This window comes from Paraburkholderia sp. Ac-20347 (genome assembly GCF_017104805.1).
GTDB lineage: Bacteria > Pseudomonadota > Gammaproteobacteria > Burkholderiales > Burkholderiaceae > Paraburkholderia > Paraburkholderia tropica.
The window spans coordinates 1-13,465 of the sequence record NZ_JAAGPN010000228.1 but is presented as its reverse complement, the minus strand read 5'-3'; the positions used below and the strand labels follow the sequence as shown (position 1 = coordinate 13,465).

Genomic DNA, 13,465 nt, shown 5'->3' with positions numbered 1-13,465 from the left:
GCCAACATGCTCACCGTAATCACTCCGGTTCTCCTGCTTGGCGTCCAAGCAGGCATTGAACATGTGGGTCAGTTTTCGATGCAAATTTCTAGTGGAAGTGGGTCAGTTTTGCACGCACCTCAACACTCCGTGGACCGGATTCCTCTCATTACCCCGCAGACGCTGTATTACACGATGACCGGAACGGGCGGCACTTTCAGCGGCAGCTATTCAATCTCGGGATACGATTTTCAGCGGCAGCTATTCAATCTCGGGATACGATTTTTAATCATGAACACAGTCAATGTGCAGTTTTCAGATAGCGGGGAAGAGACCGTGATTTCGTGTTTCGGGACTCCACAAGATCCTGTTGAATGGCCCAATCAGGGAGTCCTTGATTCAAGTGATGCGCGATGGAAGGCTTTCTATGACACTCTGCCGAGCTGGGTGCAGGTAACTCTACCCAGCCCGGAGTAGATCGATAAATTAGCTTGAGCTTCCGAGCGGCCGCCCCTCTTTTCGGCCAAAGTGCACGAAGTGTTGATGAGGGCTGCCGACGACACCGCGAAGATCAGGGTTCGCTTCCAGGTAAGCTTCACCGTCGAATCCCTTCTTCAGAAAGGCAATTCGCCCTTCTTCCTTGCCGCCGTTCATGTAATGGATATAAGGATCAACTCCGGCAGCGGCAACATCTGGATAGGCTGCAAGGTACGCCGCCGAGTCAAAGACTGCGGGCGTGATGTGTGCGGGCATTCCAGTAAGGTCGTGATAGCAGAGGCAGCCTTCTGCGAAAAAGTGGCAGACGAGTGCCTTTCTGCTTACGTTTTCCGGCGTCGCGAGTTTGCTACCGCCGTGCAGAAGGTTTGCGTGCCAAAGAAGAATGTCTCCCTTTTTGGGGAGAAAGTACTTCGTCTCAAATCGGTGGTCTGCGATTAGCTTCTGAACCGCAGGTTCGTAAGTAGTATGGTAGCCGCCGTATCCGACGTCGAATGGGATCCCCAATTCATCGGCCATCAGGTACGGAAGTTTATGGCTTCCCGGGTGGTAGACCAGGGGGCCGGAGTCTTCGTGAATATCTTCGAACGCAATCCAGTTTGCCGCCAAGTACCCGGTCGGATACGTCGACATATGAATCGAATCGGAGTGTTGCAGCTGCTCGCTACTCTTATGGCCGATGATCGTTTGAAACGGAAGCGCTCGAACGCCGAGCAGTAAGCTCACGATGTCGCGCATGCGTTCATCGAACAGCATCTGCTTAATACTTTCGAGCTTGAAGTGCGGGTTCAGGATGCGGCCGTGCACTTCATCGCCATCGAAGAGTGGTTCATGTGGCGGAACGATTGTTCCGGCCGAGATCGCGTCTTCGTATGATTGCCACGCTTGGTCGAGCTGTTCGTCGGAAAAGAACTTCTCGATGATCAGATAGCCGTCGCGCTCCCACCGGCGGCACATTTCGGCTTCAGCCTCGCTGATTTCTCCAGCGATAAGTTTGGAATCGATAGCCTGAACTGCATCAGGACGATCAAGCCAAGGAATCGGCCCAGTGGCAGGGAAATCCTTGTGCCGGAAGTTTTGCGTCACGATGTCAATCGATGTCTCGGGTGTCACCGGGCTGTCAAAAAAACGATGGCGTCGATCATTCATAGCGGGTCGGTCTGTTATAGGAGTTGGAGTAGGGCGTCAGAAAGTATATCAAGGCCCAATTTCCCGGCCTCAGAATACATACCCGATGGACAGCATCCAATCTCCTTTTATGCCGGATGGGACGTTTTTGGCCGTCGACTGCCCGACCGGCGCATAGAGGTAATTCAACCGCACCGAGAGCGGCCCGCGCGAGATTGCCGCACCAGCGAGCGCGCCGAGCTGGACGTGCGGGCTATGAGAAAGGGTTTCTTCTGTGCCGGCGGGTCCGAACGGGCCATCGGAGAGCGCCGTCGCGACTGTCGTCCACGTGCTCCGGTAGAGCGCCGGGCCGATTTCGAGACCGAACTGCCACCCGGCACCGAGATCCCAGAACGGTTCGAGCGTGAGTGCCAGTGCTTGGATACCTCCGGTGGAATCGAAGCGCCGCATGGCGCCGCAGTTGTTGTCGTTGCAACTCAGCGTGGCGACGTTGTAGCCGCCTGGCGCGCCGGTGCCATCGAAGTCGGTCGCATCCTGCGGATTGACCGACGACCATTTCACCTTGCCGAAGTTGTAGTAGTCGAGATGCGCGCGCAGTCCCGGGACGAACGAGCGCGGGCGCGCGTCGACGGCATTCATGACGATACCGACGCGGCCGCCATAGCTGCCGTTCGGCGTGTCGTGAGAGAAGCCCTTCGAGTAGTACATGCCGTCGCCGAGCTTCGTCGCCGAGGTGACGCCAATACCCGCTTCGATCTGGAAGAACGATTCTGCGCGCGCCTGCGAGGCAGCGGCGCAACCGAGCGCCATCGCTACGGCTGCTGCTCTCCATCGGGCACCGGGCCGACGAAGCAGCCGAACGTGCGCATCCGGTCGTAAATCTGCTCGACGGTCTTCACCGGGCCGGACATGAGCTCGAGCCGCGCGGCGATCAGAAAGGCCTTGTCGAATCCCAGATCGCGTCGGTCTGATTCGGGCGTCTTGTCGCCCCACGTGTACTTTGCCCACTGCCTGCCAGTCGAGACGTGCGCAAGCGCGGCCATCTGGGAGCGCGTGTATTTGAGCTCGTCGGCAAGCCGAAGCAGGTCTTCGGGCGTCGGCGGCACATACGGAGGGTTCATCTGGGCGAAAAAATTGAAGGCGCGCGAGCGCGCGAAAGATCAGTTTCACGGTCATTCCTTTCGGAGAGTCGGGCACCGCGAAGTGCGTAGCCCATGCCGCGAAGAATGTACCTAAAGGGTACATCAGTCAAGTGAAATTCATGGCCGCCTCAGGGCGGCTTTTTCGTTTCCACCACAAATCGAGACCACCCAACGCCTATGCCCACCTCTGGCGACGACCTGAGCCTCGTCAAGCTCCTTTCCGGCATTTCGGCGTCTCTGGCTGTGCTTGCTGGCACGCTCTCCGCGGGTTGGATGCGAGCGCGCAAGGAACTGTCCAGCACGCGAAAGTCCGAATCGAGCGACAAGCTCGAGATCCGGCGCGACGAGATCGAGGCATCGACGCTCGAGAGTCTCGCGCGCGCATCGAAAGAGTGGGAGTCGCAGTACCACAAGGCGATCGCGCGTGAGACGCGCTATAGGCGGCTGCTAGCCGTGTCCGAAGCGCGGTACCGGAAGATGGTCCAGCAGGCCGCCGAGGACCGTATGCAGGATCGGTTGAAGATCGAAGCACTGATGACGAGCCTCGCCGAAAAGGACCGTCGAATCGGGCAACTGCAGGCAGAACTCGGAGGCCGTCGCACGACGGGCTACTCATGACGAAAGGCCAGCGATTGAAGGCGCTGTGGCAGCGCGTGGACATCTTCGTGCTGTTCGCAATGGTCGTGTTGCTTGCGATGGCCGCGGGCGCGGCCGTGATGAACTGGATCAACCAGCGCGAGCGCATGCAGCTGATCGACCGTTTCCCGGTCGTGCGCGCAGAAGAGCGCGCGGCATGCGTGCGCGAATTCACTGGCCGGATTAACGACCTGACGAAACTGAATCAGCAGGGCGCAGCGTCGCTAGCCGATCTGCGGCAGCAGATGGCCGACACGCACGAGCTTGCCAAGTTCACGCTGCAATTCCTCGGCGATCGGGCGCGCATCAGCGATGCGAAGAGTGCTGCGATGCTGAAACAGACCCGCGAGGCCGCGCAGGCCGCTACCGCAGCCCAACAGACCAGCGTGCAGGTCGAGCGCAAGGTTGCGGCCGCCGCGAGCAAAGCCGACGAGGCCGCGAGTACTGCGCAGGACGTGAGCCGCAAGCTCGATACGGCGGTGCGGCTACCGCTGCCCGCGAAGCCTTGGGTCGGCAACAACCACTAACTCAGCGGCGCTGCTCTAGCGCCGCGTTCCCTTTCTTCTGACACCTCGCGCGCGCCGCTATAGCGCGGTGTGCGTTTGCGCGTCGATCTTTCCACGAGGGCACATGACACCAGACGATTTCATCGCGGCAATCGCGCCGGCGGCGCGCTCGCTCGCGGCTACTACCAACATTCCAGCGAGCTTCACAGTCGCCCAGGCGGCACTCGAATCCGGGTGGGCCAAATCGCAGCTCGCGCAGCGCTATTTCAACCTGTTCGGCGTCAAGGCCGATCCCAGCTGGACGGGCACGACAGTGATGCTGCCGAGCGTCGAGTACGTCGGCGGGAAGCCGGTGACAGTGCAGGCGCGCTGGCGCGTGTACGCCGATTGGCTGGCGAGCCTGCAGGACCACGCGCAGTTCCTGATCCAGAACCCGCGCTACGCGTGCGCTTTCGCGTGCACGGACGCCCTGTCGTTCACGCAGGCTGTCGCCGGCTCAGGGTATGCGACGGACCCGAATTACGCATCGAAGATCACTTCGATCATCAACGCCCACGGACTCGAATCCCTCGATTCCTGAGCTGCTCACTGGCCGCCGCGCGCGGCCATTTTTTCGACAAGAGGAAAGCATGAATGCATGGATCAAGTTTTTGGCCGCCGCATTGCTGTTCGCCCTTTGGGGGGCGCTTGTATTCACCCACCAGGCGGATCCGAAAGAGCTCGTCATGGGCATCGTTGCAGCGCTTACCGGCCTCGGCGTGTTTCACGCGGCAACGAATAGTGGGACCGCTGCGAGCAGCGCCAGCGCCGGTGGCGCGACGTCTACCGGGCCTGCTGAGCCGACAGCCGACCCGGCGGCTGCGCCCGCTCCTTCTGTCAGTCTTGCGATCACGGCGCCAGCCGCGGCGCCGGTCACCGTCACCGCTCCACAGGTGACCGCAGCCGGCACGCTCCAGTGACGCGTGCCGTCGGCGCGCTGCTGGCGGCGCTGCTCACCAGCTGCTCGATCATCGAGCACGTGCAGGTGCTTCCGACTGTCAACCCGACCACCTACGACGTTTCGTGCTGCGTGGTGTACGCCGAGATCCCTCCCTCGACGCATCTGAGCATCACCATGAAAAAGGCCAACACCGGCACCACGGTGAAGCTCGGCGCGCGCTGGCGCTTCTGATTTCCCTCCCGCCGCGATAGCGGCATCACATCCCGAAGGTTCTCACCATGAAGAAACTCATGCTGCTCGCGGCAGGTGCCGTCCTGCTCGCTCTTTCTGTTGCCGGTTGCACGTCCACAGCGCAGCAGGATCTCGCGACTCTCGCCGCGAACGCGCAGTCGAACGTCGACAAGGCATGCACGGTCGTCCAGCCGGTGCTGCTGAACCTGAGCGCATCGATTCCAGGCGATGCGAATCTCAAGCTGCTCGCCACCGACAACGGGCAGTTGTGCGCAGCGGTCGCGTCACTCGATCCGACGAACGTTCAGAGCCTGATCAACACCGTGATCCCGAACGCGATCGCGCTGGTGTCGCTGTTGCCGATCGATACCGCGACGGCCAACGCGATCAGGCTTGCGCTCGGCGCGGCGTCGCTTGCGTTGTCCAACTGGCTGGCGGTGAACGGCACGGCGAGCACCGTCACGACGTCCACGGCGACTGCAACGACGGCTGCCGCTGCGTCCGCCGCCGCGGTGGCGACGTCCGCGAGCGCCGCGACTGCGGCGGCGCCGGCGCAATGACGCCCCTGCGCCTCGCGTTGAGCGGCTCGGGCTTCAAGGTGCCGGCGCATGTCGGCGCTTTGCAGGCGGTCGCGGACGCTGGCTTCGAGCCTGTAGAGCTGGCCGGGACGTCCGGCGGCAGCATCGTAGCCGCGCTCGCCGCGTGCGGCATGCGGCTGTCGGACATGAAAACGCTTGCGCTGACGTTCGACTGGTCCGACATGTTGTCCTTCAGCCCGCTCGCCGCGCTGCGCCTGCGCGGGTTCTGCGACGGATCCCGGTTGCTCGCATGGCTGCAGGAGCACACCGGCGGCAAGACGTTCGCGGACGTCGCCACCACATTGACGGTGGTGGCGTCGGACGTCGCGAGCGAAGCGCCGTTCGAGTTCTCGCGCGCTACGACGCCAGCGGCCGCAATCGCGCAGGCGGTGCGTGCGTCGACGTCGATTCCGTTCGTATTTGAGCCTGTGCGGCTCGGCGCCGCGCTGCTGGCGGACGGCGGAATGGTGAACAACATTCCGGTGGACCGGCTGAAGGTCGATGACGTGCCGCGCCTCGGTGTGCAACTTGTGAGCCAGGATTTGCCGCTGCAGCCTGATCGGTCGATGTCGCCCGTACAGTTCTCGATGCGCCTGATCGACCTGATGCTGTCGGCCTGCGAAACGACGCACGTGACGGCGGCCCAGTCGGCGGGTGCGCATATGGCGTTTGTGGAAACCGGGTACGCGTCGACGCTTGACCGATCGATGCCGCTTGAGTTGCGTCAAAGGTTGTTCAACGACGGATACGATGCGGCCAAAGTGGCTCTCGCGGACATGCAATCTAAGGCGGCCAATGGCGCGCTTTGATGCCGAAAAAAAGCCGCCGCACCCATGGGGAGTGCGGCGGCCTAAACCCAGTGGATGTTTGCGAGAGCCAGTGGGAGCCAGGCACCCCCTCGGGCACCCATGCATAACCTTAGCGGAATTAAATGACTAAGTCATGCGCGTAGCCGTTTGGGCTGCCCCTAGTGTTTAAAACCCAATGTAACTATCTGATTCTATTGGCACTGACGTGTCATTTTTGGTAGGTAACTTTTGTACAAAAAGCGGGCGTAAGTGGCTGTTTTTCTTCTTAATTGTGGATTGCGTCATTACATAAACGGGCGGCACGACGATCAACGCGGGCACGCTCGCGCTCGGCGCGAACGCGAGTCTCGCGTCGACGGGTATCGTCGATGTGGCGGACGGCGCGACCTTCGATCTTTCGGCGGGCAACGGTCAACAGCAGTTCGGCACGCTGGTCGGCGGCGGCACCGTTAATCTCGGCTCGAACGATCTCACGCTCGGCAGCGCCGCCGACGGCACCTACACGGGCGGCATCGCGGGCACGGGCAGCCTGACGAAAATCGGCAGCGGCACGGAAACGCTCACGGGCGCGAACAGCTACACGGGCGGCACGACCATCGATGCGGGTACGCTCGCCATCGGCGCGGGCGGCTCGCTCGCCTCGACGGGCGCGGTCACGCTGGCCAACGCGGGAACGGGCTTCGATATCAGCGGCGCATCGGCGGCGCAGACCATCGGCGCGTTGAGCGGCGTCGCGGGCAGCAGCGTGACGCTCGGCGGCAATACGCTGACCTTCGGCGATACGACCGACCAGACGTTCGGCGGCACGATCGACGGCACGGGCGGCATCGTCAAGCAGGGCAGCGGCACGGAAACGCTCACGGGCGCGAACACCTACACGGGCGGCACGACCGTCGACGCGGGCACGCTCGCGCTCGGCGCGGGTGGCTCGCTGGCCTCGACGGGCGCGGTGAATCTCGCGAACAGCGGTGCGGGCTTCGATATCAGCGGGGCGTCGGGCGCGCAGACCATCGGCGCGTTGAGCGGCGTGGGCGGCACGACGGTGTCGCTGGGCGCGAATGCGCTGACGTTCGGCGACGCGAGCAGTCAAACCGTCGGCAGCACGATCTCGGGCACGGGCGGCATCGTCAAGCAAGGCAGCGGCACGGAAACGCTCACGGGCGCGAACACCTATAGCGGCGGCACGACGCTGAACGCGGGCGGTCTTGTCGTCGGCAACGATGCGGCGTTCGGCACGGGCGCGGTCACGGTGAACGGCGCTTCGACGCTCGACAGCACCGCGCCGGTCACGCTCGGCAACGACATCACGCTGAACAACGGCCTCACGGTGCTCGGCAGCAACGACCTCACGCTGAACGGCGCGCTGAGCGGCACGGGCGGTCTGACGAAAGACGGCGCGGCCACGCTCACGCTGAACGGCGCGAACACCTACACCGGCGGCACGACGATCAACGCGGGCACGCTCGCGCTCGGCGCGAATGCGAGCCTGGCCGCGAGCGGTATCGTCGATGTGGCGAATGGCGCGACCTTCGACCTCTCCGCGGGCAACGGGCAGCAGCAGTTCGGCACGCTGGTCGGCGGCGGCACGATCAACCTCGGTGCGAACACGCTGACGCTCGGCGACGCCACCGACGGCACCTTCACGGGCGGCATCGCGGGCACGGGCGGCGGCATCGTCAAGCAGGGCAGCGGCACGGAAACGCTCACCGGCACGAGCACCTACACGGGCGCGACGACCATCGACGACGGCACGCTGGCGCTGGCGGGCAGCGGCACGCTCTCGGACTCGACCAACGTGAATCTCGCGAACGCGGGCACGAGTTTCGACATCAGCGGCAGCGATCCGACGGCCACGCCGACGGTCGGCTCGCTCTCGGGCGTCGGCGGCACGAGCGTCACGCTCGGCGGCAACACGCTCACGCTCGGCGGCGGTTCGGACGGCAGTTACGGCGGCACGATCTCGGGCACGGGCGGCATCGTCAAGGCGGGAGCGGGCACGCAGACGCTCTCGGGCGCGAACACCTACAGCGGCGGCACGACGCTCGAAGGCGGCACGCTCGTGGCGGGCAACGACGCGGCGCTCGGCACCGGCACGCTGACGGTCGCCGCGCCCGCAACGCTCGACGCCTCGACGGCGGTCACGCTCGCCAACGCGGTCGCGCTCAACGACACGCTGACGATCGGCGGCAGCGCCGACACCGTGCTGTCCGGCGTGGTCTCCGGCACGGGCGCGGTCGTGAAGAACGGCGCGGCCGATCTCACGCTGACGGGCGCGAACACGTATAGCGGCGGCACGACGCTCAACGACGGCACGCTCACGGTCGGCTCGAACACGGCGCTCGGCACCGGCGGCCTGACCGTGAACGGCGGCACGCTCGCGCTCGGCACGACCGGCGGCGCGCCGCTCGCCGTGACGGTGGGCTCGCTCGACGGCGCGTCCGGTTCGAGCGTCTCGCTCGGCAGTTCGAGCCTCACCGTGAACGGCGGCGGCAGCTATGCGGGCTCGCTCACGGGCACGGGTTCGGTGACGAAGGCGGGCAGCGGCACGCTCACGCTCGGCGGCACCAGCACCTATAGCGGCCCGACCACGGTCGCGGGCGGCACGCTCGACGTAAGCGGCTCGACGGCCAATTCGACGGCCACCGTGCAGAACGGCGCGACGCTCACGGGCACCGGCACGGTCGGCGGCCTGATCGTGCAGAGCGGCGGCACCGCGGCGGCGCTCACGCCGGGCCAGAGCCTGAACGTGGCGGGCAACGTGACCTTCGAATCGGGATCGAACTACCAGGTCGCGGCCACGCCGACCCAGGCGGGCAAGATCGCGGCGACGGGCTCGGCGACGCTCAACGGCGGCGTGGTCAGCGTGCTCGCGGGCCAGGGCGCGTGGTCACCGCAGACGCAGTATCCGATTCTCACGGCGGCGGGCGGCGTGAGTGGCGCGTTCCAGAGCGTCAGCTCGACCCTCGCGTTCCTCACGCCGACGCTGAGCTATACGCCGAACACCGTCAACCTGACGCTCACGCGCAACGACCAGCCGTTCACGTCGGTGGCGGTGACGCCGAACCAGAGCAGCGTGGCGACGGCGGTGGCCTCGCTCTCGACGACGGGCCCGCTGTATCAGTCGATCCTCGGGACCGATGCGGCCACGGCGCGCCACGCCTACGACATGATCGACGGCCAGTTGATCTCGGATGCGAAGACGGTGTTCCTGCTCGATACGCGCTATCTGCGCGACGCGGTCACGGACCGCCTGCGTCAGGGACTCGCGCCGACCGACGGGCCGCTTGGGGCGCTGTCGTCGGGACCGGCGCTGTGCGATTCGCGTCTGTCGCAAGGCGCGATGTCGGGCGACACCGTGCACGGCGGTTCGCAGGGCGCGTGCGCGAACAGCACGCCGTATCAGCCGGTGGTCTGGGCGCAGGGTTACGGCGCGGATAGCCGGCTGGCGGGCGACGCCAACGCCGCGGGCCTCGACCGCACCACGGCCGGTTTCATCGGCGGCGCGGATATGGCGCTGAACGACCAGTGGCGTGTGGGCGTGGCGGGCGGCTTTGCGCACAGCTCGCTGGAGAACGGGCTGAACTCGACGGCATCGGTCGATACGTATCACGTGGCGATGTACGGCGGCGCGCAGTACGGACCGATCGGCGTGCGGCTCGGCGCGGCGTACACCTGGAACGATGCGAGCGAGGACCGCTATCCGGCGTTCACGGGCTTCTCCGATCACGACAGCGCGAACTACGACGCGAAGGCCGCGCAGGTGTTCGGCGAAGTGGGCTACGCGGTGCCGTTCGATCGCTTCGCGGTCGAACCGTTCGCCGGGCTGGCGTATGTGAATCTGCATAGCGACGGCTTTTCGGAGAACGGCGGTCAGAGCGCGCTGCGGGCTCAGGGCGATACGGAGAATATCGGCTTCTCGACCTTGGGTCTGCGGGTGGCGACGCGGCTCGGCGAATTGCCGCTCGCGAGCGTGAGCGCGCATGCGATGGCGGGCTGGCGGCATGCGTTCGGCAACACGCAACCGACTTCGACGCTGGCGTTTATCGATGGCGGGTCGGCGTTCTCGGTGGCCGGGGTGCCGATCGCGCGGGATACGGCGGTGGTCGAATTGGGCCTGGATGCGAGCGTCGCGAAGAATCTGACGCTGGGCGTCGCGTATAGCGGGCAGTATGGCGGGGGCTCGCATGACAATGCGATTTCCGGGCGCCTGGCGTGGCGGTTTTGAGTAGCGGTGTCGAGGGTGGCGAGACGAGTGTTTTTGCTCTTGCTATGGCATTGGGTTGCGCTCGTCCCGCCATGGTTGGATTGGGTTTTTATTCGTCGCTGAAAACCATTTTCGACCAGTCGACACCGCCGCACAGAATGCGGACAATGAATCACGTCCAGCATTCGTGAGTCGACGATGGATCACAGCGATCTGCTCAATATTTCGCGGCGTCTTTCGCCAGCCGACGTGTGTGCGCAACTGCTTGCTTTATGCGTTGTCGAATATAGCCGCGCGCCGGCCTTGAGCGTCGTCCTGACGCTAAACGGCACAGAAGGCCAACTCGCCGACACAGGCAGAGGCATGCGACTCACGCCGGACCTGGGCGATACGATTTCCCATGCCGAGCGAGCGCTGACCGGCTTCTATCCGTGTCTGTCGTCGAACGAGCACTACAACGCCATACTCCAGGAACTGATCTGGGGCGACCACGGCTCGCTCGGTCCTTCGGTTGCCAACTTCGCCTGTCCGGCGCTGAGATTCACCAGCCGACGAGAAGGCGAGATCTGGTCGCAGAGCTTCCGATACGGTCAGCCATCCGGCCCGGCCACGCTGCTGGGCGCGACGGAAACGACCGGCACGACCATCGATTTCACAACCGAAACCGCAATCGATGCCACCGAAGTCGCGGCGCTCATTGCCGAATTGCGCAAGCGAATTCCTGCACTTCAGATCATGATTCAGTCGCGCTAAAAGCCATCGCACACGCATTCGCGAAAGCGCGCCGCCTCACAACGGCAGCGGCCGGTCCTGGAAAATGCTCTTCATGACGAGCGTGGAGGTGAGCCGCAGCACGCAGGGCAGCGGCAGCAGACGCCGGTCGTAGAGCGTCTGGAACGCCTTCAGGTCGCGCGTGACCACATGCAGCATGTAGTCGGGTTCGCCGAACAGGCGCTCGGCGCGCGTGATTTCCGGAATGTCGATGAGCGCGTCCTCGAAGGACTGCACGTTCTCGCTGCTGCCCTCGCGCAAGGTGGCGAAGACGATGGCCGAAAAATTCAGCCCGACAGTGGCGGGGTCGATGGTGGCGCGATAGCCGCTGATGACCTCGGCGCTCTCGAGCGCGCGCAGCCGACGCTGGCACGGCGAGAGGCTCAGGCCCACGCGTTCGCTGAGCTCGGTGATTGAAAGTCGTCCATCTTGCTGAATCTCAGCAAGAATCTTGCGGTCAATGGCGTCCATGCAAGAAATATTAGCGCGTCGAGCCGCCAACTGGCAAGAAATAGGGAGCACATTCCGGTGCGCAAACCGTAAGATTTGCGCCCTCGGGCGGTGGCGCCCGCTCTACCGGAAGTACAGCAGTGGAAGTCAGTTTGTTGACGGCGTTCTGGATCGTTTCGTTCTCCCTCGTCATGGTGCCGGGCGCCGACTGGGCCTACGCGATTTCGGCGGGTTTGCGCGGCAGCGTGATCGCGCCCGCCGTCGGCGGCATGTTGCTGGGCTATCTCGCGATCACGCTGGTGGTCGCGGCCGGCGTCGGCGCGCTGGTCACGAGCGTGCCCGCGCTGCTTTCGGTGCTGACCGTGGTCGGCGGCGCCTATCTGCTGTGGCTCGGCGTGCGCACGGTGATGCATCCGGCCGAACTCTCGGCGGGGCCGGATGACGCTCCGAAAGCGGGGCAGCAGAGCCGCTGGGGCTGGTCGATGCGCGGTTTCGCGATCAGCGGGCTCAATCCGAAGGCGATTCTGCTGTTCGTCGCGCTCCTGCCGCAGTTCACGCGCCGCGACGCCGGGTGGTCGGTGTCCGCGCAGATCGTCGCGCTGGGCGTGCTGCATATGATCAATTGCGCGTCGGTCTATTCGGTGGTCGGTTTCGGCTCGAAGGCCGTGCTCGGCACGCGGCCCGCCGCGGCGCGCCGGGTCAGCCAGCTGTCGGGCGTGGCGATGATCCTCGTCGCCTTGCTGCTGTTCGCGGAGCAGGTGTTCGCCTTTACGCGTTGAATCTGCGCTGAATCCACGCTGAATCCGCGCGGTTCTTTCCCGTTTCCCCTTCCTCGTCCCTGCCTTTCTCGCGCCCGCCCGGAATAAATCGCCGGGCCGCCTGTTAGTCCATCGTCTCCATCCACGCAGGCCGACGATCATGGTTTCCCAGGGGCCGCCCGACGAGCGGCCGGTGTCCGAGGCCGATATTCAGGCCTACACTGACGGCTCGCTGGCCGGCGAGCACGCCGCGCGCGTGCGCCGCTATCTGGCGCGGCGGCCCGGCGAGTGGCACCGGATCCTGTTCTATCGGCGTCTCAATGCGCAGATGCGCCGGTCGTTTCACGCGGCCGATGCGTTGCATCCGGACATGGCCGATGCGCCGTCCGGCACGCCTTCGCGGCGCGCCGGATTCCGTCTGCGCGCCGTCTGGCGTCGCCGCGCCGCCGCGTTCGCGCTGATCTATGCGATGCTCGCGGCGGGCGCGGCCTGGCTGGCGCTGACCGAACCCGACGAGCACACGCTGAACAACGCCGCCGTCATGGCGCTGATGGAAGCGGCCCCGGCCGCATCCTCCGGCGCCGATCATGCGCATGAAGACGCAAGCGTCGATAACATCTATCACGTCGACGCCGCCGCCGACGCCGCCGCCGACGCCGCGCCGTTCGATCTGGCCTCGGCGGGTTTGCGGCTCGTGTCGGCGGGCAAGATGGAGCTGGGTCCGTTTGCGCGCGCCGCGCGCTACGTCTACGAAAATGGCGACGGCGAACCGGTCGTGCTGCTGGGCGCGCGCGCTTGGTTCGCGGCCGACGCGCCGCAGTGGAGCGCGCGCCGCGTC

General features: G+C 64.8%; 16 protein-coding genes. 12 read left to right on the top strand and 4 right to left on the bottom strand.

What is annotated here, in order from left to right; all coding sequences use genetic code 11:
* The coding region (locus G3N97_RS29915; protein ID WP_205996550.1) for a hypothetical protein at nucleotides 1-456 on the top strand (456 nt) is incomplete at its 5' end.
* Between the two features lie 9 nt (nucleotides 457-465).
* Here the strand turns inward: G3N97_RS29915 and G3N97_RS29910 are convergent.
* The 3 genes from G3N97_RS29910 to G3N97_RS29900 all read right to left on the bottom strand — a co-directional run bounded on the left by G3N97_RS29910 (nucleotide 466) and on the right by G3N97_RS29900 (nucleotide 2,708).
* Nucleotides 466-1,623 (bottom strand): phytanoyl-CoA dioxygenase family protein, encoded by a 1,158-nt coding sequence (locus G3N97_RS29910; protein ID WP_205996549.1) that lies wholly within the window; start codon nucleotides 1,621-1,623, stop codon nucleotides 466-468.
* A 69-nt stretch (nucleotides 1,624-1,692) separates the two neighbouring features.
* Entirely contained in the window at nucleotides 1,693-2,412 is a 720-nt protein-coding gene (locus G3N97_RS29905) for a hypothetical protein (RefSeq protein ID WP_205996548.1), read from the bottom strand.
* A gap of 2 nt (nucleotides 2,413-2,414) precedes the next feature.
* Nucleotides 2,415-2,708, bottom strand: coding sequence for an XRE family transcriptional regulator (locus G3N97_RS29900; protein ID WP_205996547.1), 294 nt, complete (start codon nucleotides 2,706-2,708; stop codon nucleotides 2,415-2,417).
* A 213-nt stretch (nucleotides 2,709-2,921) separates the two neighbouring features.
* Between G3N97_RS29900 and G3N97_RS29895 the strand changes: the two genes are divergently transcribed.
* From G3N97_RS29895 to G3N97_RS29855, 9 genes are all read left to right on the top strand, one after another.
* Nucleotides 2,922-3,362 carry a hypothetical protein gene (locus G3N97_RS29895; protein WP_205996546.1) on the top strand — a complete coding sequence of 147 codons (441 nt, stop codon included), beginning with the start codon at nucleotides 2,922-2,924 and terminating at the stop codon, nucleotides 3,360-3,362.
* A complete protein-coding gene (locus tag G3N97_RS29890; protein ID WP_205996545.1) occupies nucleotides 3,359-3,907 on the top strand; it encodes a hypothetical protein in 549 nt (182 codons plus the stop codon). Before G3N97_RS29895 ends, G3N97_RS29890 begins: the two co-directional genes overlap by 4 nt.
* Before the next feature lie 103 nt (nucleotides 3,908-4,010).
* Nucleotides 4,011-4,466 (top strand): glycoside hydrolase family 73 protein, encoded by a 456-nt coding sequence (locus G3N97_RS29885; RefSeq protein ID WP_205996544.1) that lies wholly within the window; start codon nucleotides 4,011-4,013, stop codon nucleotides 4,464-4,466.
* Nucleotides 4,467-4,515: 49 nt separating this feature from the next.
* The gene (locus G3N97_RS29880) at nucleotides 4,516-4,845 is read left to right on the top strand and encodes a hypothetical protein (RefSeq protein WP_205996543.1); all 330 of its coding nucleotides are present in this window, start codon (nucleotides 4,516-4,518) and stop codon (nucleotides 4,843-4,845) included.
* The gene (locus tag G3N97_RS29875) at nucleotides 4,842-5,057 is read left to right on the top strand and encodes a hypothetical protein (RefSeq protein WP_205996542.1); all 216 of its coding nucleotides are present in this window, start codon (nucleotides 4,842-4,844) and stop codon (nucleotides 5,055-5,057) included. The genes G3N97_RS29880 and G3N97_RS29875 overlap by 4 nt, the downstream gene beginning before the upstream one ends.
* 47 nt (nucleotides 5,058-5,104) lie before the next feature.
* Entirely contained in the window at nucleotides 5,105-5,617 is a 513-nt protein-coding gene (locus G3N97_RS29870; protein WP_205996541.1) for a hypothetical protein, read from the top strand.
* A complete protein-coding gene (locus G3N97_RS29865; RefSeq protein ID WP_205996540.1) occupies nucleotides 5,614-6,444 on the top strand; it encodes a patatin-like phospholipase family protein in 831 nt (276 codons plus the stop codon). The genes G3N97_RS29870 and G3N97_RS29865 overlap by 4 nt, the downstream gene beginning before the upstream one ends.
* 370 nt (nucleotides 6,445-6,814) lie before the next feature.
* A complete protein-coding gene (locus G3N97_RS29860) occupies nucleotides 6,815-10,669 on the top strand; it encodes an autotransporter domain-containing protein (protein WP_205996539.1) in 3,855 nt (1,284 codons plus the stop codon).
* 177 nt (nucleotides 10,670-10,846) lie between these two features.
* Nucleotides 10,847-11,401 carry a hypothetical protein gene (locus G3N97_RS29855; RefSeq protein WP_205996538.1) on the top strand — a complete coding sequence of 185 codons (555 nt, stop codon included), beginning with the start codon at nucleotides 10,847-10,849 and terminating at the stop codon, nucleotides 11,399-11,401.
* A 36-nt stretch (nucleotides 11,402-11,437) separates the two neighbouring features.
* Here the strand turns inward: G3N97_RS29855 and G3N97_RS29850 are convergent, their stop codons facing one another.
* Nucleotides 11,438-11,890 carry an Lrp/AsnC family transcriptional regulator gene (locus G3N97_RS29850; RefSeq protein WP_065063530.1) on the bottom strand — a complete coding sequence of 151 codons (453 nt, stop codon included), beginning with the start codon at nucleotides 11,888-11,890 and terminating at the stop codon, nucleotides 11,438-11,440.
* Nucleotides 11,891-12,009: 119 nt separating this feature from the next.
* Between G3N97_RS29850 and G3N97_RS29845 the strand changes: the two genes are divergently transcribed.
* On the top strand, nucleotides 12,010-12,648 hold the full coding sequence (locus tag G3N97_RS29845) for a LysE family translocator (RefSeq protein WP_346778140.1): 639 nt from the start codon (nucleotides 12,010-12,012) through the stop codon (nucleotides 12,646-12,648).
* 139 nt (nucleotides 12,649-12,787) lie between these two features.
* On the top strand, nucleotides 12,788-13,465 hold a 678-nt coding region (locus G3N97_RS29840; protein WP_205996537.1), incomplete at its 3' end, for a transcriptional regulator.

Bases quoted from the DNA above. Each gene is read 5' to 3' on its own strand.
- G3N97_RS29855 (WP_205996538.1), top strand. From the start codon at position 10,847: ATGGATCACAGCGATCTGCTCAATATTTCGCGGCGTCTTTCGCCAGCC.
- G3N97_RS29885 (WP_205996544.1), top strand. From the start codon at position 4,011: ATGACACCAGACGATTTCATCGCGGCAATCGCGCCGGCGGCGCGCTCG.
- G3N97_RS29880 (WP_205996543.1), top strand. From the start codon at position 4,516: ATGAATGCATGGATCAAGTTTTTGGCCGCCGCATTGCTGTTCGCCCTT.
- G3N97_RS29910 (WP_205996549.1), bottom strand. From the start codon at position 1,623: ATGAATGATCGACGCCATCGTTTTTTTGACAGCCCGGTGACACCCGAG.
- G3N97_RS29905 (WP_205996548.1), bottom strand. From the start codon at position 2,412: ATGGCGCTCGGTTGCGCCGCTGCCTCGCAGGCGCGCGCAGAATCGTTC.
- G3N97_RS29890 (WP_205996545.1), top strand. From the start codon at position 3,359: ATGACGAAAGGCCAGCGATTGAAGGCGCTGTGGCAGCGCGTGGACATC.
- G3N97_RS29870 (WP_205996541.1), top strand. From the start codon at position 5,105: ATGAAGAAACTCATGCTGCTCGCGGCAGGTGCCGTCCTGCTCGCTCTT.
- G3N97_RS29895 (WP_205996546.1), top strand. From the start codon at position 2,922: ATGCCCACCTCTGGCGACGACCTGAGCCTCGTCAAGCTCCTTTCCGGC.
- G3N97_RS29865 (WP_205996540.1), top strand. From the start codon at position 5,614: ATGACGCCCCTGCGCCTCGCGTTGAGCGGCTCGGGCTTCAAGGTGCCG.
- G3N97_RS29850 (WP_065063530.1), bottom strand. From the start codon at position 11,890: ATGGACGCCATTGACCGCAAGATTCTTGCTGAGATTCAGCAAGATGGA.